Origin of the sequence: Nakamurella leprariae (genome assembly GCF_016918035.1) — a bacterium.
GTDB lineage: Bacteria > Actinomycetota > Actinomycetes > Mycobacteriales > Nakamurellaceae > Nakamurella > Nakamurella leprariae.
Genome location: NZ_JAERWK010000006.1, coordinates 145,690 through 169,585, shown reverse-complemented (window position 1 = coordinate 169,585; position 23,896 = coordinate 145,690). Strand labels below are relative to the sequence as shown.

Sequence of the window (23,896 nt, the reverse complement as noted above, 5' to 3'; positions counted from 1 at the left end):
CTTCCCGTTCCAGCCCGTCGCGCGCCGTGACGGTCCGGGTCCGGTTGAATGAGGTCATGCATCCGCGGGCCGGGCAGCCGGCACAAGCTTCCGACCTCATCGACGTCGACGCGTTGCTGGCGGCCTACGAGGACCTCCATCCGGACGTGTCCGTCCCGGAGCAGATGGTCGTCTTCGGCACCTCGGGCCACCGGGGATCCGCCCTGGACACGGCGTTCAACCGTGACCACATCCTGGCCATCACCCAGTCCATCTGCGAGTACCGGGCCGGGCAGGGCACCGACGGGCCGTTGTTCATGGGCGCCGACACGCACGCGCTGTCCGGTCCGGCCCAGGCCACGGCACTGGAGGTGCTGGCCGCCAACGGTGTGACGGTGATGCTCGACTCGGCCGACGGCTACACCCCGACCCCGGCCGTCTCGCACGCCATCCTCAAGGCCAACCGGGCCCGCAGTGAGCGGCTGGCCGACGGCATCGTCGTCACGCCCAGCCACAACCCGCCGCGGGACGGTGGCTTCAAGTACAACCCGCCGACCGGGGGCCCGGCGGACTCCGACGCCACCAACTGGATCGCCGCCCGGGCCAACGAGATCCTGGCCGGCGGCCTGCGCGAGGTGCGGCGGATGCCGTACGAGCAGGCCCGCAACGCCGACACCACCGGCTTCTACGACTTCACCGCCGGCTACGTCGGCGACCTGGAGAACGTGCTGGACATGGACGCGGTCCGGGATGCGGGTCTGCGCATCGCGGCCGATCCGCTGGGTGGTGCGTCGGTCGAGTACTGGGCCGCCATCGCCGAGCGCTACGACCTCGATCTGACCGTGGTGAACGACCGCGTCGACCCGACCTGGTCGTTCATGACGCTGGACTGGGACGGCAAGATCCGGATGGACTGCTCGTCGCCGTCGGCGATGGCGTCGCTGGTGCAGACGATGACGCACCAGTCCGGCGACCGGGCGTTCCAGCTGGCCACCGGGAACGACGCCGACGCCGACCGGCACGGGATCGTCACCCCGGACGGCGGGCTGATGAACCCGAACCACTACCTGGCCGTGGCCATCGAGTACCTGTACTCGCACCGCGCCGGCTGGGACCCGCGGACCGGTGTGGGCAAGACGCTGGTGTCGTCCTCGATGATCGACCGGGTGGTGGCCCGGCTGGGCCGCCGGCTGGTCGAGGTGCCGGTCGGGTTCAAGTGGTTCGTGCCCGGGTTGCTCGACGGCAGCATCGGGTTCGGCGGTGAGGAGTCGGCGGGCGCGTCGTTCCTGCGCACCCGCGGCACCGTGTGGACCACCGACAAGGACGGCATTCTGCTCGCGCTGCTGGCCAGCGAGATCACCGCGGTGACCCAGCAGTCGCCGAGCGAGCACTACCGCAACCTGGTCGCCGAGTTCGGCGACCCGGCCTATGCCCGAGTGGATGCGCCGGCGACCAAGGCGGAGAAGGCCAAGCTGGCCAAGCTCTCGCCGCAGGACGTCACCGCGGACACCCTGGCCGGCGAGCGGATCACCGACCGGCTGGTCACCGCGCCGGGCAACGGCGCGCCCATCGGCGGGCTCAAGGTCACCACCGAGAGCGCCTGGTTCGCGGCCCGGCCGTCCGGCACCGAGGACGTCTACAAGATCTACGCGGAGTCCTTCCGCGGCCCGGAGCACCTGGCCCAGGTGCAGGCCGAGGCCCGTGAGGTCGTCTCCGCGGCGTTGGCCGGGTGAGCGGGGTCGCGCACGGCGTCGCTGTGGGCACTGCCGCCGACTTGGCCGATCGTCCCGAGACCCCCGCCGAGCAGCGCACCGACGGCCCCGGCCGGCCGCTGCGCTCGGTGGTGATCGTCAACCCCGTCCGGGTCAGCGACCTGGCCGAGCGGCGCACGATCGTCGACCGCGCGTTGGCCGAGGCCGGCTGGCCGCCGGCCACCTGGGTGGAGACCACCGCCGAGGATCCGGGCGTCGGTCAGACCCGGCAGGCGGTCGCCGACGGCGCCGAGGTGATCTTCGCCTGCGGCGGGGACGGCACCGTACGGGCCGTGCTCGAGGGACTGGTGCACGCCACGTCCGCGGAGACCGGCGGGCGGGAGCCGGCCGAGGACGGCCCGGCGCTGGCCGTGCTGCCGGCCGGCACCGGCAACCTGCTGGCCGCGAACCTTGGCCTGCCGGACGATCCGGCCGAGGGCGTTCGGGTGGCCGTCGAGCGCGGCCGCCGACGCATCGACGTCGGTGAGGTGGTCGGAGTCGGAGACGGCCCAGCGCCGGACTCCGACACGGCGATGTTCGCGGTGATGGCCGGGATGGGGTTCGACGCGCACCTGCTGGCCGACGCCCCGGCCGAGCTCAAGGCCAGGATCGGCTGGCCCGCGTACGTGATCTCCGGTCTCAAGCACCTGCGCGACAAGCCGATGAAGGTGCAGATCGCCATCGACGACGATCCGCCCGCGCGCCGTACCGCGCGGTCGGTGCTGGTCGGCAACGTGGGCCGGCTGCAGGGCGGGCTGCGGCTGCTCCCGGACGCCGAACCGGACAGCGGCACCTTCGACGTGGCCGTGCTGGAGCCGCGGAACCTGGGTCACTGGGTGGGGCTGGTCGTCGGGGTGCTGCTGCGCAAGCGCCGGGTGCAGGGCCGGCAGGTGCTGCGCGGCCGGACCATCGTGGTGACCAGCGACCGTCCGCAGCCGCGCGAGGTGGACGGCGACGTGCTGCCGGAGTCCCGCACGCTGCGGGTGACGATCCGTCCCGGTGCCGTGTGGTTGTGCGTCTACCAGCCGGACCGGAGCCCTGACCTGACCGACCGGACCTGACCGACCGGGGCTGACCGACCTGGGCGCCACCGACCGGGTTGACCCTGCGCCGGCTCAGCCGGCGATGCGCTCCAGCGCGGCGGACGCGAAGGGCGCCAGCTCCTCGTCGGAGTGCGCGCGCTCCTCGACGTAGGCCAGCCGGCCGTCGGGGGTGACGCCGTACAGCCGGACCGCGCCGACCACCGGGCGGAACGAGGTGGCGGTGCGCAGCACGCCGTCCGTGCTCAGCGCCCAACTGGCCACCGACCGCGGCTGACCGTAGAAGACCTCGATGCGGCCCTCGGCGTGCGCGACGAGCAGTTCGACGGAGCCGTCGGGCTGCGGTCGCCAGAAGCCGAGTTCGCGGTCGCCGGGCTCGGTCACCTCGCCGTCGGCGCCGAGCTTCCAGGTGACCGACTCGTAGCGCAGGAACGGCCGGCCGTCGTGCGAGACGGTGATCTGCTGGCCGAACTGTGGATCGCGGGCGCCGGGCTCGTTGCCGTACAGTCCGGTCCCGCGCCACACGCCGATCAGCGGCAGCAGCACGGTGCAGTCCGGGTGCAGCGGGGGACCCTGCCGCAGGTTGGCCGTGTCGGCCGGGATCGGCAACGGCTCGACGTCGGCGAGATTGCGCCCGCCGGTCACTGCGGCGCGCTCCTGGGCCGCGGCCACGGCGGCGTCACCACTGCCCAGCCCGGGGATGCGCTCGGCGTCGGGGATGGCCGGGTCGACGGGCAGCCCGTCGGGCCGGGGCTCGGGACCGCCGGTCACGCGTCCGGACCCGGCTGCAGCAGCCTGGGCACGTTCGCGTCGGCCGGACCGGTGCCCTCGATGACCTCCGGGGACACCCCGCGTTCGACCGAGACGCTGTCGTCGACCGGGATGGGCACACCGGCGGTGGTCTCCGCGGAGACCATCTCGGTCACCTCGGAGAACGAGGACCCGAGACCGTGCTCGGGGTCGTTCCCGGAGTCGGCCGCGGTCACTTGTCCTCGTGGATCAAGCGGTAGACGACGTAGACCGAGAACCAGAGGATCGCCACGGCCACAACGATGAGGAGGGCGACGAAGAAGAGGTGCAGCACCCGGACACCCTAACAAGCGGTGGTCGCGCTGATCAGTGACCGCCGGGTGGGCGCGCCCCCACCCCCGCAGCCCCGACCGGGGCCGCCGCGGCGTCGCGCCCGTCCCGGACCGGTTCGGGCCGGGCTCGACGAGGGGCGCTCCGGTCAGCGGGCGACCGGGACGTCCACCTCGAACACGCCGGTGGTGACGGCCAGGTCGGCCTGGCCACTGCCGGCCCGGGACAGCGCCCTGACGGTCCAGGTGCCCGGCGCCGTGTAGAAGCGGAAGACGCCCTCCGGGGAGCTGACCACCTCGGCGGTGAACTCGCCGGTCGCGTCCAGCAGGCGGACGAAGGCGCCGCCGACGGGCGCGGCGTCGGCCAGCACCCGGCCCTGCACGACGGCCTGGTCGGTGGTGTTGGTGCCCTCGGGCAGCTCGACCGTCTGCTCCGGTGCGGCGCAGGACGACGCGGTCAGGGGGGCCATGCGGATCTCCTTCCTCAGCGGGTCTGGCACGTGGTCCGGCCGGCTCAGGCGCCGGAGCCGGTCTCGACCGGGACGCCGATGAGCGAGCCGTACTCGGTCCAGGAGCCGTCGTAGTTCTTCACGTTCTTCTTGCCCAATAGCTCCGACAACACGAACCAGCTGTGGCTGGAGCGCTCCCCGATGCGGCAGTAGGCGATGGTGTCCTTGCTGTCGTCCAGGCCGACCGCGGCGTACAGCTCAGCCAGCTCCGCGTCCGACTTGAAGGTGCCGTCCTCGTTGGCCGCCTTCGACCACGGCACGTTCAGTGCGGTCGGGATGTGACCGCCGCGCTGGGCCGCCTCCTGCGGCAGGTGGGCCGGGGCGAGCAGCTTGCCGGAGAACTCGTCGGGGGAGCGGACGTCGATCAGGTTCTGGGTGCCGATGGCCGCCACGACCTCGTCGCGGAAGGCCCGGATGGCCAGGTCCTGTTCCTGCGCGGTGTAGCTGGTCTCCGGCCGGTCCGGCACCTCGGTGACCAGCGGGCGGCCGTCCAGCTCCCAGCGCTTGCGACCGCCGTCGATCAGCTTGACGGCCTGGTGCCCGTACAGCTTGAAGTACCAGTAGGCGTAGGCGGCGAACCAGTTGTTGTTGCCGCCGTAGAGCACGACGGTGTCGTCGTTGCTGATGCCCTTCTCGGACAGCAGCTTCTCGAAGCCGGGCCGGTCGACGAAGTCGCGCCGGACCGCGTCCTGCAGCTCGGTCTTCCAGTTGATCCTGACGGCACCCGGCAGGTGCCCACCGTCGTAGGCGGTGGTGTCCTCGTCGACCTCGACGAAGACCAGGCCGGGGGTGTCCAGGTGCTGCTCCGCCCAGTCGGTGGTGACCAGGGCCTGCTCGCGGCTCATGCGGCTGCTCCTTCGTGTCCCGCCGGTCGGCGGGGATGGGGCGCGGGCGGGGCCGCGCGGTGCTGTCATCTCGGGAGGATCGCGGTGCGGATCGACCGGCGGCAGGTCACTGCGGCCGGTCGGGCATCGGAGGGGGCCGGACGTCGGCGGCTCAGGGGTGGCCGACCTCGCGGCCGGGAGCGTAGGACCGGAGGGTCAGCGCACTCCCCATGAGGGCTCGCAACACAGCGCACTGCCGACCCGCACGAGATCGACGGCGCGCCGGCTGGTGAGCAACGGCCCCATGGCTGCCACGGTAGCAGTCCGGACATTCCTCCCGTCGGTGGCGCCGGTCGCCCGGGGCAGGCGTCACCGCAGGTCGTCGGCCCGGATGTCCTCGGCGGTGGCGGTGATGACCAGGTCCCCGTCGCGGGCGGTCACGCCGGCGTCGGTGACCGGGAACGGCACCCCGATCAGGGACAGGTCCAGTGACAGTGACCCCTGCAGGTCGGCGGAGACCGCGGCGGGCACGGCCGTGCCGGCCGCGGACACCTGGGTGACCCGCAGCGTCAGCACGTCGTCGGTGATCGAGGCTCCGGCAGTCGCGCTGACCGTGACCGTCTGACCCAGGACCTCGACCGGCGTGCTGATGACCACTTCGTCGGGGGAGCCGCTGGGGGCCGGCGCCAGCCCGACCGGACGCCCACCGGTGGCCGTCGACACCGAGGCGGCCGGGATGACCGCCTCACCGGCCGCCCGGGCGGCGGTCAGCGCGTCGACGTTGCCGGACAGCGCGCCGGACAGCGGCAGGTCGACGTCGGTCAGATCGACCGTGGCCGAGACCCCGGTCAGCTGCTGGACGGTGAGGTCGTCGGCGGACAGGGTCACCGACGGGTACTCACCGCGCACCGCCTGCCAGAGGAAGGAGAAGCCGTGGATGTCGGTGTCCACGGAGGCGCCGGCCGGCAGCTGCCCGGCCACGCCCGCGCTCACCTCCCGCTCGGCGAACCAGCGGCCGAGCAGGTCCAGCCCGACCAACAGTGCCGCCAGCACCACGAGGGTGATCACCAGCTTCTTCACGCCGATCAGTGTGCCGGGGCGGGGCGGGGGTCGACGTGAGGCGGCGTCCGAGGCGCAGATCCCGACCGTGTCGGGCGCATTGCGCCGGCGAGGCGCCGCCCGATCGGCCGCTCCCACCCCATGAGAACCGGGGGCGGTGACCCGGTGTCAGTGTCCGGTGACCCGACCACTCGGTCGAGTGGGTGTCACCCCGCCCCTTCGCGCTCCCCTCACGCACGTTGAGTGATCTGGGGTGATCCGATCCGGCGGCGCCGGTCGGTGGCGCGACCAGGAGTGGCTACGACACGACTTGCCGTGCTCCCTGCCACACCACCCGTTCACGCGCAGTTCCGCCGTTAGACTTCCCGCGACGTTTCGGTGGGATGACCCCGGGATTGAGGAGATGGTTCCATGGAGCTGTTGCTGCTGACCGGGGACCCGACGCCGGGGAGCGTGCTGCCCGCCCTCGACCTGTTGCCGATCCGGCTGCGTGCCGCTCCGCCGGAGGCCGCGTCGCTGGTCACCTCGGGGCCCTATGATCTGGTGCTGCTGGACGCCCGCCACGACCTGGCCGCGGCTCGCACCCTGTGTCGGCTGCTCGGTGCCGACGGTCTGGCCGTCTCCATCCTGGCTGTGGTCACCGAGGGCGGCATGGTCGCCATCGGTCCCGAGTGGGGCGTCGCGGACGTGGTGCTGGCCAGCGCCGGACCGGCCGAGGTGCACGCCCGGCTGCGGCTGCTGGCCGCGCGGACGACCACCGCAGCCAACTCCGGGATGATCAGCCTGGGTGACCTCACCATCGAGGAGGACACCTACACGGCCCGCCTGCGTGGCCGCCCGCTCGAGCTGACCTACAAGGAGTTCGAGCTGCTGAAGTTCCTGGCTCAGCACCCGGGCCGGGTCTTCACTCGCGAGCAGCTGGTCACCGAGGTCTGGGGCTACGACTTCTTCGGCGGCACCCGCACGGTCGACGTCCACGTGCGACGACTGCGCGCCAAGCTCGGCGCCGAGCACGAGTCCCTCATCGGGACCGTCCGCAACGTGGGCTACAAGATGGTGCCGACGGCGCGGGCCATGCGGCGGGACGAGACGTCGAGCAACGTCTCGGCGTGAGCGGACGCGCGACGGACGGTCCGGCCTTCGCGGCGGCGGTCCGGGACCTGGTCAACACGGCGGCCGTCGTCGACGGCGTCCCGGCCCTGTCCGGTCACGTGCTGGACGGGCTGGCCGACCACCCCGAACTCATCCACCTGGTCGACGCGCGGAGTGAGCCGCTGCCGTCGGACGCGTCGGGGGCCGCGATGGCGGTGGGGGTGCTGGCCACGCCGCCGGGGGACCCGGCCGAGTTCGTGGTGCTGCCGGCGAACCGGCGCCGCGGTCTGGGGCTGAGGCTGGTGCAGCAGGCCCTCGACCGGGGGGCACCCGGGGTGTGGTCCTACGGCGCCCTGCCGGCCGCGGTGGCGCTGGCCGGCCGCACCGGACTGGTCGCGACCCGGGAGCTGCTGCAACTGCGCCGGCCGTTGAGTGGGGAACTCCCCGACGCGGTCTGGCCGGACGGGGTGCGCCTGCGCACGTTCGTCCCCGGCCAGGACGAGGAGCAGGTGCTCGGCGTCAACGCCCGCGCCTTCGCCTGGCACCCCGAGCAGGGCCGGCTCGATCTGGCCGGGCTGCGGGCCGAGATGGCCCAGGTTTGGTTCGACCCGGCCGGCTTCTTCCTGGCTGTCGACGCGGACGACACCGTGCTGGGCTTCCACTGGACCAAGGTCCACAGCGCCGACCCCACCCCGGAGCCCGGAAGGGAGCCAGGCCCGGTCGGCGAGGTCTACGTCATCGGCGTGGACCCGCGGTCCCCGGTCCGTCGCCTGGGGTCACCGCTCACCGCGGCCGGCCTGCACCATCTGCGCGACCGGGGCCTCGGCACGGTGATGCTGTACGTGGAGGGCGACAACCGAGCGGCATTGGCCCTGTACGACCGCTGGTCGTTCTCGACCCGGCTGCGCAACGTCGTGTACCGACCACCGTCGACCCTCTGAGTGCGCGAGCGCCTCACCCGGACGTCGATCACCGCTCCGGCGATCACCCCTGGTGAGTGATGCCGCGTACGACGGAGTCGATGTCCACTCGATCGGCAGCTTGCCTTCCGGGTGAGAGTCGGCGCGACGGGGTGAAGCGGCGCCGTGTTCATCGTCCGTTCACCCGTCTCGGTCCATCTGGCTACCCGACGCCCATACCGTTCCGGGCGATCGCACAGCCGACCCTGGACCCATGCGGTCTCCGGGTCGTCCGACTGCCATCACCCGGTTCCGGGCGCAGCTTCGCCGGGACACCAGCCCGGCTCGTCCGGACACAGACGCCATGGAGGAATCAAGCGTGAAGAACACGCGCACCCGAGTCTCGACGCTGCTGGCGCTCGCCGCCGCCGGTGCGTTGACGCTGTCCGCCTGCGGCAGCGACGACAACACCGCGACCCCTTCGTCCTCGTCGTCGTCCTCGTCGTCTGCCTCGTCGGGCTCGACCTCGACCGGGGCCACCAGCAGCTCGAGTGGCACCACCGGCTCGGGCGACACCACCACCTTCGAGGGCGCGGGCTTCACCTGCGCCGAGGGTGACCTGCGGTCCTCCGGTTCGACCGCTCAGGGTCGCGTGATGGAACAGTGGATCGCCGACTTCAACGCGCTCTGCGGCGCGAACGTCAACGCCTACGGCGGCGGTGGCTCCGGCAAGGGCGTGCAGGACTTCGTCGGCAACCAGACCGATTGGGCCGGCTCGGACTCCGCGCTGAACGCCGACCAGCAGACCCAGGCCGAGGCCCGCTGCGAGGGCAACCCGGCGTGGAACCTGCCCATGGTCGTCGGCCCGATCGCCATGGCCTACAACCTGGACGGCGTCGACTCCCTGGTGATGACCCCGGCCGTGCTGGCCGGCATCTTCGACGGCACCATCACCAACTGGAACGCCCCGGAGATCGCCGAGATCAACTCCGGTGCCTCCCTGCCGGACCTGGCCATCCAGGCCGTGCACCGCGCCGAGGACTCCGGCACCACCGCCAACTTCACCCGCTACCTGAAGGCCGCCGCCGGAGACGCCTGGGGCTTCGAGCCGGGCAACGCCTGGCAGGCGCCGGGTGGCGTCGCCGCCCAGGGCAGTGACGGGGTGTCCCAGCAGGTCGAAGGCACCCCGGGCTCGATCGGTTATGTCGAGTGGGGCTTCGCCGAGGACGCCGGCCTGGGCATCGCCCAGATCGACAACGGCGGTGGCGCGGTCGAGCTGACCGCCGAGACCGCGGGCAACGCGCTGGCCGCGGCTGAGGTCGTCGGCGAGGGCAACGACCTGGCGCTCAAGCTCGACTACGCCACCCAGGAGGCCGACGCCTACCCGGCCGTGCTGGTCACCTACGAGATCGTCTGCTCCGCCGGCAACGGCGACAACGTCGACCTGCTGAAGTCCTTCCTGGGCTACATGGCGACCGACGGCCAGGCCTCCATGGAGGAGCTGGGCGCCGCGCCGCTCCCGGCCGAGCTGCAGACCCGGGTCGTCGAGTCCATCCAGGCCGTGTCCTGACCGCTGTCTGATCGTCGATCAAGGCCCTGGCCCGTCGGGCCCGCCCCCCGCCCAAAAGCGGGCGAACGCCCCCCCCGCCCGCCCCCGGGGGGCCCCCCCCCCCCCCGGGGGGCCCCCCCCCCCCCCCCCGGACCGGGGCCTGGATCGCCCGGCCGGCCCTCCTTCGAAATGGATCGCTGATGAGCACTGACGGCGACAACACCCGGCGCAACCTCCGGGTCGGTTCCGACCCCGACGCTGCGCTCGAGCGCGCCGCCGCCGAACACGGCACCGCTGCGACGGAGGCGGCCGCGTCCCGCCTGGCCGAGCGGGCGGCCCACCACGAGTCCGCCACCGACACACTCACCCCGCCGCCCGCCGACGGCGATCGCCACGCCGACACCGGCGCGACGGGTGGGGGCACCGGCATCTCCGGACAGTCCGTCCGCCTGGGTGACCGGGTGTTCAAGGGCCTGGCGGCCGGCTCCGGCGGCATCCTGCTGGTCGTCATGGCCGCCATCGCGATCTTCCTGGTGTGGAAGTCGATCCCGGCGTTCACCGACAACGAGGGCAACCTCTTCACCACCCAGTCGTGGAACCCGCAGGGCACGCCACCGATCTTCGGCGTCGCGGCGCTGCTGTTCGGCACGCTCGTGTCGGCGGTCATCGCCATGGTGATCGGCGTCCCGATCGCCATCGGCATCGCTCTCTTCATCTCGATCTACGCCCGGCGCAGGGCAGCCACCGCCCTCGGTGCCATCGTCGACCTGCTGGCCGCGGTGCCGTCGCTGGTCTTCGGTATGTGGGGTCTGTACTTCCTGATCCCGAACACCCAGGGCTTCCAGAAATGGCTGAACGACTACTTCGGCTGGATCCCGCTGTTCAACAACGCCACCGCGACGACGGCCGCGCAGTACGGCAAGTCGCTGCTCATCGCCGGCATCGTGCTGGCCATCATGATCATCCCGATCGTCTCCGCCGTGTGCCGTGAGGTCTTCCTGCAGACCCCGCGCGAGACCATCGACGCGGCCTGGGCGCTCGGGGCGACCCGCTGGGAGATGATCCGCACCGCGGTGCTGCCCTTCGGCCGCGCCGGCATGATCTCCGCCTCGATGCTCGGCCTGGGCCGTGCCCTCGGCGAGACCATCGCGGTGGCCCTGGTGCTGAACTCCGGCTTCCGCATCAACTGGCACCTCACCGAGCCCGGCGGCGACACCTTCGCCTCGACCATCGCCCTGAAGTTCGGCGAGGCCGGTGGCAACCCAGTGGCCGTCGCCGCGCTGGTGCTGGCCGGCCTGTTCCTGTTCGTGATCACCCTGATCGTCAACTCGATCGCCCGCATGATCATCGCCCGGCGCAAGGAGTTCACGGCATGAGCACCACCATCGCGCAGCGGCCGCAGCTCAGCGGTCAGCCGTCCGACCTCGTCGGGGCCCGCCTGCCGCGCTGGGCTCCGATCGCCGTCGGCGCGCTCGCCGTGGCCCTCGCCCTGGGCATCAGGTTCGCCCTGGGCTGGACCGGCTGGGGGACCGCGTTCTTCACCGCGGCCGCGTTGTTCGTCATCATCCTCACCGGCTGGTCGTTCTCGGTCGAGGGCGTGCGGCGGGCCAAGGACCGGCTGGCCTCGACGCTGATCTATGCCTGCTTCGTGGCCGCCGTGGTGCCGCTGGTGCTGATCCTGAGCTACATCGCCATCCGCGGCATCCCAGCCTTCTCGGTCGACTTCTTCAGCCACTCGATGAACGGCGTCACCAGCCGACGCGAGGGCGGCGGGCTCTACCACGCGCTCATCGGCACCCTCGAGATCGTGGCCATCGCCGCGGTCATCGCCCTGCCGATCGGCATCTTCACGGCGATCTACCTGGTCGAGTACGGCCGCGGCAAGTTCGCCAAGGCGGTGACGTTCTTCGTCGACGTCATGACCGGGGTGCCGTCGATCGTGGCCGGCCTGTTCGTCTACACGTTCCTGCTGCTCGGCTTCGGCGCCCGGCCGTTCGGTGCCGCCGGCGCGATCGCGCTGGCCATCCTGATGGTCCCGGTCGCGGTGCGCTCGTCCGAGGAGATGCTCAAGCTGGTCCCGCGGGACCTGCGCGAGGCGTCCTACGCCCTGGGCGTGCCCAAGTGGCGCACCATCCTCAAGGTCGTGCTGCCCACCGCGTTGTCCGGCCTGATCACCTCGGCGTTGCTGGCCGTGGCCCGCGTCGCCGGCGAAACCGCGCCGCTCATCCTGCTGACCGGCTACGCGTCCTCGATCAACTTCAATCCGTTCTCGGGTGATCAGGCCACCCTGCCGATGATGGTCTGGGACCAGCTGGGCAAGCGGTCCGGCACCGGGACCAGCGACCTGACCGAGGCCCGGGCCTGGGGCGCGGCGCTGACCCTGGTGCTGCTGGTGCTGATCCTGAACATCGTCGCCCGACTGCTGGCCCGCCTGGCCCAGCCGAAGACCAAGTGACCCGGACCTCGGGACCAAGAGGGAACTGACATGGCCAAGAGCATCGACGTCGACAACCTGAACGTGTACTACGGCGACTTCCTCGCCGTGGAGGGCGCGTCCATCAACATCGCGCCGCGCACGGTGACGGCCTTCATCGGCCCGTCCGGCTGCGGGAAGTCCACCTTCCTGCGCACGCTGAACCGCATGCACGAGGTCATCCCCGGCGGCCGTGTCGAGGGCAAGGTGCTGCTGGACGGTGAGGATCTGTACGGGCCCGGCGTCGATCCGGTGAACGTGCGCCGCACCGTGGGCATGGTGTTCCAGAAGGCGAACCCGTTCCCGACGATGTCGATCTACGACAACGTCATCGCCGGCTACAAGATCGCCGGCTCCCGCAAGAACAAGCGCGAGTTCGACGACATCGTCGAGCGGTCGCTCAAGGGCGCCAACCTCTGGGAAGAGGTGAAGAGCCGGTTGCAGCGGCCGGGCGCCGGCCTGTCCGGTGGTCAGCAGCAGCGTCTGTGCATCGCCCGCGCCATCGCGGTCGAGCCGTCGGTGCTGCTGATGGACGAGCCCTGCTCGGCTCTCGACCCGATCTCGACGCTGGCGATCGAGGACCTGATCAGCGAGTTGAAGGTCAACTACACGATCGTCATCGTGACCCACAACATGCAGCAGGCGGCCCGCGTCTCGGACCGCACCGCGTTCTTCAACCTGGCCGGCGTCGGTCAGCCCGGCCGGATGATCGAGTACGACGAGACGGCCAAGATCTTCTCGAATCCGACGCAGAAGGCGACCGAGGACTACATCTCCGGCCGTTTCGGCTGAGCCGAGGTCTGCTGCACGGCACGACGGGGTCCGGCCATCGGTCGGGCCCCGTCACTCGTCCGTGACCCGGTGTTCGATGTGGCTCGGCATTCAGTTAGCCTTTCCTTGGTTGAGTCGGAGTCGAGGGGTGGGCGTGTCGGACGAGCTGCAGCGCGATCCGACGCGCCCGACTCCGGCGGCCGACGCGTCGGACCCGTTCGGTGTCCGCGGCCGGGTGGCCGTGGTCACCGGGGCAGCCCAGGGCATCGGGGCCGCGGTGGCGGTCGCGCTGCGGGCGGCCGGGGCCCGGGTGATCGGGCTCGACCGCCAGGATCCGGCCGGATGGGCCGTCGGTGATCTGGACGCCCGGCTGGACGTGACCGACGGTGCGGCGGTGCGAGCGGCGTTCGCCGACATCGAGCGGCGGATCGGCCCGGTGCACCTGGTCGCGCACGCCGCGGGGGCGCTGGCCGTGGGCTCGCTGCTGGACGAGTCGGCCGAGGCGGACGTGCAGCGGATGCTGCAGGTGAACACCCTGGGCACCTGGCAGGTGGTGAGCACGGCGGGGCGCGCCATGGCGGGTCGGGGGGACGGGGCGATCGTGGTGATCGGGTCCGACGCGGCGGCCCGGGCCCGCACCCGGATCGGCGCGTACGGCGCGTCCAAGGCGGCCGCGGCGGCGCTGGTCCGGGCGATCGGGCTGGAGCTGGCCGGTCGCGGCGTACGGTGCAACGTGCTGGCTCCGGGCGCGACCGACACCCCGATGCAGCGGGCGCTGTGGCCGGATCCGGCGGCCGATGACGGCGGCGCGGCGGTGGCGGCCGGGGATGCGGGATCGTTCCGCGGACCGATCCCGATCGGTCGCATCGCGGATCCGGCGGATGTGGCCGCGACCGCGGTGTTCCTGCTGTCCCCGTTGGCCCGGCACCTGACCATGCAGGTGGTCACCGTCGACGGAGGGGCGAGCCTGTGAGGAGTCGCGTGAGCGAGGGACGAGCGAGCGCGGGCTCCGATCAGATGGCGCCGGGGAGTCGCGTGAGCGAGGCACGGGCGAGCGCGGGCTCCGAGCGAGGCGTCGCGGCCCGGCCGCCCGCACCGGCGTTCCGGTTCGGCGGCGGATCGTCATTGCCCGGGGATCCGGTCGACCAGCGCCCCGGGGGCGGATCGGACGCCCTCGTGTGGCGGTCGGTGACCGGGGGTCGCTGGCTGGACGGCACCCGCGCCGGGCTGGCCGACCGGGTGGCCGCCGTGCTGGCCGCCCATCCGGACACGATGGTCGGCGGTGCGTTGCCGTTCGAACGGGACGCCGCCGCGGTCCTGGTGCACGGGCCGGTCGACGAGCGACCGGCCCTGCCGGTGCTGCCGGCGCCGAGGGAGCCCGCGCCGGTGCTGCTCGGCGTCGAGTCCCGACCGGATCCGGTCGGCTACCGCGACGCGGTGCGCAGGGCCCTGGACTGGATCGCCGACGGCCCGGCCGGACCCGGGCAGGCGCGCAAGGTGGTGCTGTCCCGGGCGCTGCTGCTGGAGTACTCGAGCGCCGTGGATCCGGACGCGGTGCTGGCGGCGGCGGCGGCCACGCCCGGTCGCACCTGGCGCTACCAACTGCGCACCCCGGCCGGTCCGGTCCTGGTGGGCGCGACGCCGGAGCTGCTGGTCCGCCGGCGCGGCCTGGCCGTGACGTCGTTCCCGTTGGCCGGGTCGACGCCGCGCCCCGGCGGTGCGGCCGATGCCGATCAGGCGGCGCGGCTCCGGGCGTCGGCCAAGGACCACCGCGAGCACGCCGTGGTGGTGGAGGCGATCGCCGACACCCTGGCGCCGTGGTGCCGGCGGCTGACCGTGCCGTCCGAGCCGGAACTCGTGGCGGCGCCGGGCATGTGGCACCTGGGCAGTCACATCCGCGGCGAGCTGCGGGACCCGTCCGTGACCAGTCTCCACCTGGCCGCCGCGCTCGCGCCGACCCCGGCGCTGGGCGGCCGACCGGCAGCGGCGGCGGCCGCGCTGATCGGGCAGCTGGAACCGGACGGCCGTGGGCTGTACGGCGGCACGGTCGGCTGGACCGACGGCTCCGGTGACGGGGAGTGGGCGGTGACCATTCGCGGAGCCCTGTTGGACGGTGCCCGGGTGCGGGTGCAGGCGGGGGCGGGCATCGTCGCCGCCTCCGAGCCGGAGGCGGAGCTGCACGAGACGACGGCCAAGGTGCGGGCCGTGCTGGCCGCGCTGGCCCTGCCCGGCGGTGAACTCCGGTGACCGCCCGACGGGTTCCGAGCGCCGACGGTGCCGCGACGAGCTCCCGCCGCCCGCTGGGCGCCTGGGTGCCGGTGCCGGGAGACGTCGCTGCCCGCTACCGCGATGCCGGGTACTGGACCGACCAGACTTTCCCCGGCCTGCTGGACGCGGCGGTGCAGCGGTTCGCTGACCGGACAGCCGTGATCGACACCGAGACGCGTTGGAGCTACCGAGATCTCGAACTCGCGACCGAACGGGTCGCGGCCGGTCTGCACGGCGTGGGCGTCCGCCGCGGTGACCGGGTGGTGGTGCAGCTGCCCAACGTCGCGGCGTACGTCGCCGTGCTCTTCAGCTGCTGGCGGATCGGGGCGCTGCCGGTGTTCGCGTTGCCCGCGCACCGGGACAGCGAACTGCTGCACTTCTGCACGGTGGCCGATGCCGCCGCGCTGGTCACCGCGGACCGGATCGCCGGGTACGACCACGCGGCGCTGGCCCAGCGGGTGGCCGCGCGGTCGGCCCGCCCGCCGGTGCTGGTGTTGCTGGCCGCGCCGGCGGTGGTGGCCGGCCCGGCCCCCCGCGAGCCGGTCGTGGCGCCGGAGAACCTCGTGCCCACCCACGATCTCGCCGCCTGGCTGGCCGGATCCGTGGGTCCGGCCCCGGTCGCGACGCCGAGCGCACCGGACGAGGTGGCGTTCCTGCAGTTGTCGGGCGGGACCACCGGAACCCCCAAGCTCATCCCGCGCACGCCGCAGGACTACCTGTACTCGGTGCGGGAGAGCGCCCGCATCTGTGAGCTGACGCCGGACGACGTGATGCTGGTGGCGTTGCCTGCAGCCCACAACTTCCCGATGAGCTCGCCCGGCATCCTGGGTGTGGTCCACGCGGGTGGGACGGTGGTGCTGGCGTCGGATCCCGCGCCCACCACGTGCTTGCCGCTCATCGAGGCCGAGCGGGTGACCGTGGCTGCGCTGGTGCCGCCGCTGGCGCTGCTCTGGTTGTCCAGCGTCGGCCGGCCCGCGCGGCCCGGCCGGCCCCGGCCGGATCTGTCCAGCCTGCGGCTGCTGCAGGTGGGCGGGGCGAAGCTGGTGGCCGAGGCGGCCCGGCGGGTGGAGTCCGAGCTGGGCTGCCGGCTGCAGCAGGTGTTCGGCATGGCCGAGGGTCTGGTCAACTACACCCGTCCCGAGGACGACTTCGACACCGTGGTCGATACTCAGGGTCGGCCGATCAGCCCGGCCGACGAGGTGCGCGTGGTCGACGCGGACGGCCGCGACCTGCCGGACGGCGAGGCCGGTGAGCTGCTCACCCGTGGTCCGTACACCATCCGCGGCTACTACGAGGCGGCCGACCACAACGCCACCGCTTTCACCGCGGACGGCTTCTACCGCACTGGAGACCTGGTGGTGCGCCGGCCGTCCGGGCACCTCACCGTGGTCGGCCGGGTCAAGGACCAGATCAACCGGGGCGGCGACAAGATCGCCAGCGACGAGATCGAGAACCACCTGGTCGCGCACCCCGGCGTGCTCGACGCCGCCGTGGTCGGGGTGCCAGATCAGTTCCTGGGTGAACGCAGCTGCGCCTTCGTCCGGCCCGAACCGGACGGGCCGCTGGCCGGCCCGCTGCTGGTCGATCCCGACGGATCCGCCGACCGTGCCGCCGATCGCACGGCGGTGGAGCGTGAGCTGCGGGCGTTCCTGCGCGGCCGAGGGCTGGCCACCTACAAGATCCCCGACGTCATCGTGCTGGTCGCCGAGTTCCCCGGCACCGGGGTCGGCAAGGTGTCCCGGCGCGAGCTGCGGCAGCGCCTGGCCGCCGACGCGGCGCCGGCGCCCTGAACCAGCCCCCGACCCGACCGCCTCCCGCCCCAGATCAGCCCCACATCCGCCCCTCGCGCCCAGGAGTGCTCGATGCCGACGCTGCCGTCCTCGGTCTCGTACCAGCTGCCGACCACCGACGTCGCGCCCGCGGTCGGCTGGCAGGTGGACCCGGCCCGCGCGGTGCTGCTGCTGCACGATCTGCAGGAGTACTTCCTGGCCTCGTTCGACCCGGCCACCGACCCCATCCGCACGGTGCTCGGCAACGTCCGCACGTTGCTGGACTGGGCCCACCGGCACGGCGTTCCGGTGCTGGCCTCGGCCCAGCCCGGTGCGCAGACCGCCGACAGCCGGGGCCTGCTCACCGACTTCTGGGGTCCCGGGCTGCCGGACGAACCGGAGCTGGTGGCCCTGCACGGTGCGCTCGCCGAGGCGCTGCCGGACGGCACCGTGGTGATGACCAAGCACCGCTACTCGGCCACCGAACGCACCGATCTGCTGGAGCGGATCGCCGCGCACGGCCGCGATCAGCTGATCATCACCGGGGTGTACGCGTCGATCGGCTGTCTGGCCACCGCGCTGGCCGCGTTCATGGCCGACGTGCAGCCCTTCCTGGTCGCCGATGCCGTCGCCGACTTCGACCGGGACGACCACCGCCTGGCCCTGGACTGGGTGGCCCGGCGGTGCGGAGTGGTGGTCAGGACCGCCGACCTGCTCGCCGCCGACACTGCCCATGCAGCGACCGGTGTCGACTGGATCGGGACGGTGAGCGGCCTGGTGGCCGAGCTGCTGGGCCGGCCGGGCACGCCGGTGGACACCGACGTCGATCTGTTCGAGCTGGGCCTGGACTCGGTGCGGGCCATGGGACTGCTCGACCGGATCGACGAGCTCGGCGTCCGGATCGACATGGTGGACCTCATCACCGCGCCCACAGTGGCCGACCTGGCCGAGCTGGTCGCAGCGACCGAGCAGGCCGGCGCGAGCACCAGCACCGCCGCCGGTCCGGCCGGGGCCGGCGCCCGGGCGTGACCGCGGTCGACGTGCGCTGGTGGCCGCTCACCGCGGCGCAGCGCGCCGTCTGGCTGGGCCATCAGCTCGACCCGACCACCGCCGCGTACAACACCGCCGAGGTGGTGGCGTTCGACGGGCGGCTGCCGACCGGGGTACTGGAGCGGGCGCTGCGGCTGGTGGTCGAACAGACCCCGGCGCTGCGGCTGCGCTTCCGGGAGGGACCGAGCGGACCGGAACAGTGTGTGGGCGTGCCGCCGCGACTCGCGGTGGCCGAGGTCGACCTGCGGTCCGAGCCCGATCCCGAGGCGGCCGCCTGGGCGTGGATGCGGGCGACCACGGCCCGGCGCCTCGACCTTCACACCGAGCCGCTGCTGCGGGCGGCCGTGCTGCGGGTCACCGACGACCGGGACTGGTGGTTCCAGCTCACCCACCACCTGGCTCTGGACGGGTTCGGGTTCGCGCTGCTGGCCCGCCGGGTGATGCAGGTGGCCGGCGCGCTGGCCGCGGACGCGCCGGTGCCCGCCCTCCGGCCCGGGTGGGACGACTGGGCTGCGGTGGTCGGGGCGGACCAGGAGTACCAGACCGGGCTGGAACGGGCCCAGGACCAGGACTTCTGGGGGTCCGGGTTGCGGCCCGCGGGCGATCCCGGCGCCGACGGTACGGGTGTCGCGCTGGGCACCGGTGCCGCCGACAGGACCACCGCGCCGGCCCACCGCTGGAGCGCGGAACTGCCGGAGACCACCCTCGCGGCCGTGCAGGCCGCCGCCACCGCGACCGGGTGCGGGTGGACCGACGTGCTGCTGGCCGCCACCGGCGGCTGGCTGTTGCGGACGACCGGCGCCTCCCGGTACCGGATGGCGCTGCCGCTGCTCAACCGGGCCGGGGCGAACGCCGCCGTGGTGTGCACGGCCATGAACCTGGTGCCGCTGGAGGTCACCGCCGCGCCCGGCATCGGGGTGGTCGACCTGGTCGCGCAGGTCCGCGACCGGCTGCCCGTGCTGCGGCGGCACGGCCGGTACCGCGCCGAGGACCTCGCCCGGGACGCCGCCCGGGGCGGCACGAGCCCGCTGTTCGGCGCCCAGGTGAACCTGGTGCCGTTCGAGCGCGGGCTCCGCCTGGGCGGGCTCACCGGGGTGGTGAGCAACGTCAGCGCCGGGCCGGTCGATCCGGTCACCGTGTGTTTCCGCGGCACCGTCGGGCGGGGACCGGTGCGGCTGGAACTCGACGGTGCCGCCGGCGTGCTGCGCGCCGAGGACGTGTCCGCGCACGGCCGGCGACTGCTCGCCTGGCTGGACGCGTTCACCGCCGCGCTGCTCGCCGAGGCGCCGGTGCCCCTGGACGACCTGCCCCTGCTGCCGGACGAGGAACGGCACCGGCTCGGCGGCTTCACCGCCACCGATCGACCGCGTGTCCCCCGCACGCTGGACCGGGCGTTCGCCGAGCAGGTGCGGCGCAGCCCAGGGGCCGCGGCCCTGGTGGACGCGGACCGGCGGTGGACGTACGCCGAGATGGACGGCGACGTCGGCGATCTGGCCACGCGGTTGTGGGCGTGCGGCGTCGGCCGCGAGTCGGTGGTCGGCGTGGCGCTGCCCCGGTCCGCCGAGCTGGTCATCGCGCTGCACGCGGTGCACCGGGCCGGCGGGGCGCACCTGCCGCTGGACGTGGACCTGCCGGTGGCCCGGCTGACCGGGATGGTGCAGGACGCCCGCCCCGCGGTGCTGCTGGTCGACGCCACGACGCGGGAGCTGATGGTCGAGGCGGTCGCGGCCGCGGGGCTCGACCCGGCGCCGGTGGTGCTGCCCGTCGACCTGGACCTCGACCTCGCTGACACCGTGCCGACGGCAACCGATCCGGGTGCGGTCGGCGCTGGTCCGGAGGACGCCGCCTACCTGCTCTTCACCTCGGGCTCCACCGGACGCCCCAAGGCCGCGGTGATCACCCACGCGGCCATCGACAACCGGCTGGTCTGGATGCAGCACCACTTCGGCCTGCAGCCGGGGGAGCGGGCGGTGCTGAAGACTCCGGCGTCGTTCGACGTCTCGGTCTGGGAGTTCTTCTGGCCGTTGCAGGTCGGTGCCACCCTGGTGGTCGCCCCGCCGCAGGCCCACCGGGATCCGCGGGAACTGGCGGAACTCCTGACGCAGCAGCGGGTCTCGATCGTTCACTTCGTGCCGTCGATGCTGGCCGCGTTCCTGGCCGACCCGGCCGCCGTGGCGCGGGTGGCGGCCGGCGGCGCGCTGCGATCGGTGGTGTGCTCGGGCGAGGCGCTGCCGGGCGAGCTGGCCCGGCGGGCCGCCGAGCGGCTCGGGGTCCGGGTGACCAACCTGTACGGCCCGACCGAGGCGGCCGTGGACGTCACCGTGCACGATCTGGACCCGGCCGACCAGGACCTCCGGGTGCCCATCGGGCGACCGATCTGGAACACCCGCTGCGTGGTGCTGGACGACCGGCAGCGACCGGTGCCGGTGGGGGTGGCGGGCACCTTGTGGCTCGGTGGGGTGCAGCTCGCCCGCGGCTACGTCGGCCGGCCCGAGCTGACCGCGGAGCGCTTCCGCACCGATCTGGTCGACGTCGACGCCGTGGTGGCCGGCGGTCCGGGCGTCGACCGGTGGTACGACACCGGCGATCTCGCCCGCTGGTGGCCGGACGGGTCACTGGAGTACCTCGGACGGCGGGACGGTCAGGTGAAGATCCGCGGTCGCCGCATCGAGTTGGGCGAGATCGAGGCGGTGCTGGCCGACATCCCGGGGGTGACCGGCGCGGCGGTGACCGTGGTCGACGGGCAGCGGCTGGCCGGGTGGCTGACGGTGGCCGACGGGGCGTCCGCCGAGGGCGTGCTGACGGCGGCGCGGGACCGGGCCCGTCGACTGTTGCCGGACTGGATGGTGCCCGACCACCTCGGCCGGGTGGCCGCGTTGCCGGTGTCGTCGAGCGGCAAGCTGGACCGGCGGGCGCTGCCGGCCCCGCCGGTGGCTGCCGCTTCGGCCGCCGGTGCGACGGCGCCGAGCGGGCCGGTGCTGCAGCAGGTCTGCGCTGTCGTGGCCGAGGTGCTCGCCGAGGTCGGTGTGGCGCTCCCGGCCGATCGGGTGTCCCCGGAGGACGACTTCTTCACCCTCGGCGGCACCTCGTTGTCGGCGCTGCGGCTGCTGGGTCGTCTCGAGGAGGTCTTCGGTGTCCGGCCACCGCTGGGGACGCTGTTCGACGACCCGACGGCCGCCGGGTTGGCCGCCCAGCTGACCGGGGACCCGTCCGAGGCGGGCGGACTGGCGCGCGATCTCGACGTGCTGCTGCCGCTGCGGCCGACCGGCGACCAGCCGCCGCTGTTCTGCTTCGCCCCGGCCGGCGGCCTGGCCTGGTGCTACGCCGGCCTGCTGCCACACCTGCCGTCGGGCGTACCGGTGATCGGTGTGCAGGCCCCCGGTCTGCTCACGGAGGAGCCGACCGAGCGAGGGACGAGCGAGGGCGGGCTCCGACCATCAGGGTCCGAGGAGTCGACCGAGCGAGGGACGACGGAGGGCGGGCTCCGACCATCAGGGTCCGAGGAGTCGACCGAGCGAGGGACGAGGGAGGGCGGGCTCCGACCATCAGGGTCCGAGGAGTCGACCGAGCGAGGGACGAGGGAGGGCGGGCTCCGACCATCAGTGCCAGCACCCGAGGTGGGTCATCAGGGTCCGCTGACCCTGGCCGATGTCGCGGCGACGTCCCTGGCCCGCATGCGGACCGTCCAACCGTCCGGGCCGTACCGGCTGCTGGGCTGGTCGGTCGGCGGCATGCTGGCCCACGAGGTGGCCGTGCAACTGCAGACGGCCGGCGAGACCGTCGAGCTGCTCGGCATGCTCGATGCGTACCCCAGCGTGCAGTGGCGGTCGCAGCCCGACCCGACCGAGGCGGAGGCGCTGCGGGCTGTGCTGCGGATCGCCGGGGCCGAGTCGCGGCTGGACGGCACCCCGCCGACCCGGGAGCTGACCCGCCGGGCCCTGACCGAGAGCGGCAGTGCCCTGGCCGTGCTGCCCGAGGAGGTGCTCGACGCGGTGCTGGCGGTGGTGCTCACCAACACCCGGCTGGTCCGACGGTCGGAGCACGGCGTGTTCGACGGTGACCTGTTCTTCGTCACCGCGGCCGGGACCCGGTCCGAACGCCGGCTGGACGCCGACGGTTGGCGGCCGCACCTCACCGGCACCATCCGGGGGCACGAGCTGCCCGGGGCGCACCAGGACCTGATCAGCCCGCCGGCGCTGGCCGTCATCGGCGGCTGGCTGCGCGCGGCGCTGGCAGCGCACGCCGTCGACTGAGCGCGGCACGCCGGGTTGCGGCGCGAGATACTGCCGGCCCTCACCACGTCGAGGGAACGGCCCCGTCCGGGAGCACCGCCACCGCGGCGTACGCGCCCGCGCCGACGTCGAGGGCCAGCGTCGGGGCAGCCGGCGGGTGCTCGTCGGGGCGGCGGTGCAGGCCCCGCCCGTCCAGCTTGGCCCGGGCCTCGAACGCGACCCAGGCGGCGCCGATCCCGGCCACCCGTTCTTCGGTCGGGGCACCGGCCCAGCGGGCCCGGTCGTCGGCGTCGGTGAACCGGGTCGCCATGGACAGCAGGGCTCCCGAGCGGTCCAGACCAGCCAGGACGGCGACGCTCTCGACGTCGACCCCGACCGGGCGTGGGGCGACGGCGGCGAGGCACCAGGCATCGGCGTGGGCCAAGGAGACGGACCAGCCCACCGGGCCCACGACGACCGGCCGGCCGTGGTCGTCGGCACCGCAGCGCACGCAGCGCTGGCCGATCACACCGCTCCCGACCACACCGCTCCCGGTCGCGACGGCCAGTACCTCGGCGGCCACCCGGCGCACCGTGGCGGACCGCGCGGCATCGGCCGGGCGGGCGAGGCGGCGCAGTCGGGGCAGCACCGGGTCGCCGGCGGGCAGGCGGTCGAGGTCGGCCGGGTCGGGCGCGGCCCAGCCGACCAGCACCTGGACCCCCGCCACCGAGACCGCGACCATCCGGGTCGCGCCGGCGAGGGGGCCGGACGGCTCAGACCGGGATGCTGGGAGTGGTGTCGCCACCGATGTTCTCGCCGGTGACCAGGAAGACCACCCGGCGGGCCACGGCGACGGCGTGGTCGCCGAACCGCTCGTAGAACCGGGCCAGCAGGGCCAGGTCGACGGCCGGGGCGACCCCGGCCGACCAGCTCGGGTCGAGCATGGCCTGGTACATGTCCTGCTGCAGGCCGTCCATGAGGTCGTCCTCGGCCTCCATGGAGCGGGCCAGCTGGACGTCGCGCGACATGAGCACGGTGCCGGCCTGGTCAGCCAGGTGCACGCCCACGGACCCCATCCGCTCGACCATGGTCCGGACGGTCACCGGCACCACGTGCTGCGGATGACGACGGCGGGCCGCCTTGGCGATGTGCATGGCCAGCGCCCCCATGCGCTGCAGGTCGGCCACGATCCACAGCGCGGACACCACGGTCCGCAGATCGGACGCGACCGGCGCCTGCAACGCGAGCAGGTCGAAGGCCTGGGCTTCCGCCTGGGCCCGCAGTTCGTCCAGCTCGACGTCCCGGGCCATGACCTGCTCGGCGAGCGAGAGATCGGCTTCGAGGACGGCGACGGTGGCGTCCCGCAGGCAGGCGCTGGCCACTCCGCACATGCGAGCACCGAGCTCGCTCAGGTTGGAGAGACTGATGTGGTACGCCTGACGCATCAGCCGAGTGTAGGCACCCGCTCGACGACAGGTGGACCACTCGGATGAACGAGCCGTGAACGTCCTGCGCTGGTGATCAGGCCGTCCGGCCCGGCCGGCAGGGTGCCCGTCCGAGCGTCCGGCAAACC

General features: G+C 73.4%; 21 protein-coding genes. 13 read left to right on the top strand and 8 right to left on the bottom strand.

Annotated elements, in window-relative coordinates:
* The first annotated feature begins 56 nt into the window (after positions 1-56).
* Both pgm and JL106_RS04835 read left to right on the top strand, forming a co-directional pair.
* A complete protein-coding gene (pgm, locus tag JL106_RS04840) occupies positions 57-1,712 on the top strand; it encodes a phosphoglucomutase (alpha-D-glucose-1,6-bisphosphate-dependent) (protein WP_205259563.1) in 1,656 nt (551 codons plus the stop codon).
* A 23-nt stretch (positions 1,713-1,735) separates the two neighbouring features.
* Complete coding sequence (locus JL106_RS04835) at positions 1,736-2,791, top strand: diacylglycerol/lipid kinase family protein (protein ID WP_205259562.1); 1,056 nt, start codon at positions 1,736-1,738, stop codon at positions 2,789-2,791.
* A gap of 54 nt (positions 2,792-2,845) precedes the next feature.
* On the opposite strand, the gene JL106_RS04830 is transcribed toward JL106_RS04835, so the two are convergent.
* The 6 genes from JL106_RS04830 to JL106_RS04810 all read right to left on the bottom strand — a co-directional run bounded on the left by JL106_RS04830 (position 2,846) and on the right by JL106_RS04810 (position 6,262).
* Positions 2,846-3,490, bottom strand: a complete 645-nt coding sequence (locus JL106_RS04830) for an FABP family protein (RefSeq protein ID WP_407940098.1) — start codon at positions 3,488-3,490, stop codon at positions 2,846-2,848.
* 47 nt (positions 3,491-3,537) lie between these two features.
* Positions 3,538-3,756 carry a hypothetical protein gene (locus JL106_RS04825; RefSeq protein WP_205259561.1) on the bottom strand — a complete coding sequence of 73 codons (219 nt, stop codon included), beginning with the start codon at positions 3,754-3,756 and terminating at the stop codon, positions 3,538-3,540.
* 242 nt (positions 3,757-3,998) lie between these two features.
* Complete coding sequence (locus JL106_RS04820; RefSeq protein WP_205259560.1) at positions 3,999-4,319, bottom strand: DUF1416 domain-containing protein; 321 nt, start codon at positions 4,317-4,319, stop codon at positions 3,999-4,001.
* A gap of 44 nt (positions 4,320-4,363) precedes the next feature.
* Positions 4,364-5,203, bottom strand: coding sequence for a sulfurtransferase (locus JL106_RS04815; protein ID WP_205259559.1), 840 nt, complete (start codon positions 5,201-5,203; stop codon positions 4,364-4,366).
* Between the two features lie 195 nt (positions 5,204-5,398).
* The gene (locus tag JL106_RS22405) at positions 5,399-5,488 is read right to left on the bottom strand and encodes a putative leader peptide (protein ID WP_407940094.1); all 90 of its coding nucleotides are present in this window, start codon (positions 5,486-5,488) and stop codon (positions 5,399-5,401) included.
* A 63-nt stretch (positions 5,489-5,551) separates the two neighbouring features.
* Positions 5,552-6,262 carry an LmeA family phospholipid-binding protein gene (locus JL106_RS04810; RefSeq protein ID WP_205259558.1) on the bottom strand — a complete coding sequence of 237 codons (711 nt, stop codon included), beginning with the start codon at positions 6,260-6,262 and terminating at the stop codon, positions 5,552-5,554.
* A gap of 390 nt (positions 6,263-6,652) precedes the next feature.
* Here JL106_RS04810 and JL106_RS21950 point away from each other — a divergent pair, with 390 nt between their 5' ends.
* The 11 genes from JL106_RS21950 to JL106_RS04755 all read left to right on the top strand — a co-directional run bounded on the left by JL106_RS21950 (position 6,653) and on the right by JL106_RS04755 (position 22,365).
* A complete protein-coding gene (locus JL106_RS21950) occupies positions 6,653-7,354 on the top strand; it encodes a winged helix-turn-helix transcriptional regulator (RefSeq protein ID WP_205259557.1) in 702 nt (233 codons plus the stop codon).
* On the top strand, positions 7,351-8,274 hold the full coding sequence (mshD, locus tag JL106_RS04800) for a mycothiol synthase (protein ID WP_205259556.1): 924 nt from the start codon (positions 7,351-7,353) through the stop codon (positions 8,272-8,274). Before JL106_RS21950 ends, mshD begins: the two co-directional genes overlap by 4 nt.
* Positions 8,275-8,611: 337 nt before the next feature.
* On the top strand, positions 8,612-9,802 hold the full coding sequence (gene pstS / locus JL106_RS04795) for a phosphate ABC transporter substrate-binding protein PstS (protein ID WP_328841346.1): 1,191 nt from the start codon (positions 8,612-8,614) through the stop codon (positions 9,800-9,802).
* Positions 9,803-9,981: 179 nt separating this feature from the next.
* Positions 9,982-11,157, top strand: a complete 1,176-nt coding sequence (gene pstC / locus JL106_RS04790; protein WP_236006765.1) for a phosphate ABC transporter permease subunit PstC — start codon at positions 9,982-9,984, stop codon at positions 11,155-11,157.
* Complete coding sequence (pstA, locus tag JL106_RS04785) at positions 11,154-12,236, top strand: phosphate ABC transporter permease PstA (RefSeq protein WP_205259554.1); 1,083 nt, start codon at positions 11,154-11,156, stop codon at positions 12,234-12,236. The genes pstC and pstA overlap by 4 nt, the downstream gene beginning before the upstream one ends.
* A 30-nt stretch (positions 12,237-12,266) precedes the next feature.
* Entirely contained in the window at positions 12,267-13,046 is a 780-nt protein-coding gene (pstB, locus tag JL106_RS04780; protein WP_205259553.1) for a phosphate ABC transporter ATP-binding protein PstB, read from the top strand.
* 214 nt (positions 13,047-13,260) lie between these two features.
* The gene (locus JL106_RS04775; RefSeq protein ID WP_407940097.1) at positions 13,261-13,998 is read left to right on the top strand and encodes an SDR family oxidoreductase; all 738 of its coding nucleotides are present in this window, start codon (positions 13,261-13,263) and stop codon (positions 13,996-13,998) included.
* Positions 13,999-14,060: 62 nt separating this feature from the next.
* Positions 14,061-15,272 carry an isochorismate synthase gene (locus JL106_RS04770; protein WP_205259551.1) on the top strand — a complete coding sequence of 404 codons (1,212 nt, stop codon included), beginning with the start codon at positions 14,061-14,063 and terminating at the stop codon, positions 15,270-15,272.
* The gene (locus JL106_RS04765; protein ID WP_328841342.1) at positions 15,269-17,083 is read left to right on the top strand and encodes a (2,3-dihydroxybenzoyl)adenylate synthase; all 1,815 of its coding nucleotides are present in this window, start codon (positions 15,269-15,271) and stop codon (positions 17,081-17,083) included. The genes JL106_RS04770 and JL106_RS04765 overlap by 4 nt, the downstream gene beginning before the upstream one ends.
* 72 nt (positions 17,084-17,155) lie before the next feature.
* Positions 17,156-18,091: an isochorismatase family protein gene (locus JL106_RS04760; protein ID WP_205259550.1), complete on the top strand. Its 936-nt coding sequence runs from the start codon at positions 17,156-17,158 to the stop codon at positions 18,089-18,091.
* Positions 18,088-22,365 (top strand): non-ribosomal peptide synthetase, encoded by a 4,278-nt coding sequence (locus tag JL106_RS04755; RefSeq protein ID WP_205259549.1) that lies wholly within the window; start codon positions 18,088-18,090, stop codon positions 22,363-22,365. The genes JL106_RS04760 and JL106_RS04755 overlap by 4 nt, the downstream gene beginning before the upstream one ends.
* Positions 22,366-22,405: 40 nt before the next feature.
* On the opposite strand, the gene JL106_RS04750 is transcribed toward JL106_RS04755, so the two are convergent.
* Both JL106_RS04750 and phoU read right to left on the bottom strand, forming a co-directional pair.
* Entirely contained in the window at positions 22,406-23,050 is a 645-nt protein-coding gene (locus JL106_RS04750; RefSeq protein WP_205259548.1) for a 4'-phosphopantetheinyl transferase family protein, read from the bottom strand.
* Positions 23,051-23,096: 46 nt separating this feature from the next.
* On the bottom strand, positions 23,097-23,768 hold the full coding sequence (gene phoU / locus JL106_RS04745; RefSeq protein ID WP_205259547.1) for a phosphate signaling complex protein PhoU: 672 nt from the start codon (positions 23,766-23,768) through the stop codon (positions 23,097-23,099).
* Positions 23,769-23,896 lie beyond the last annotated feature (128 nt).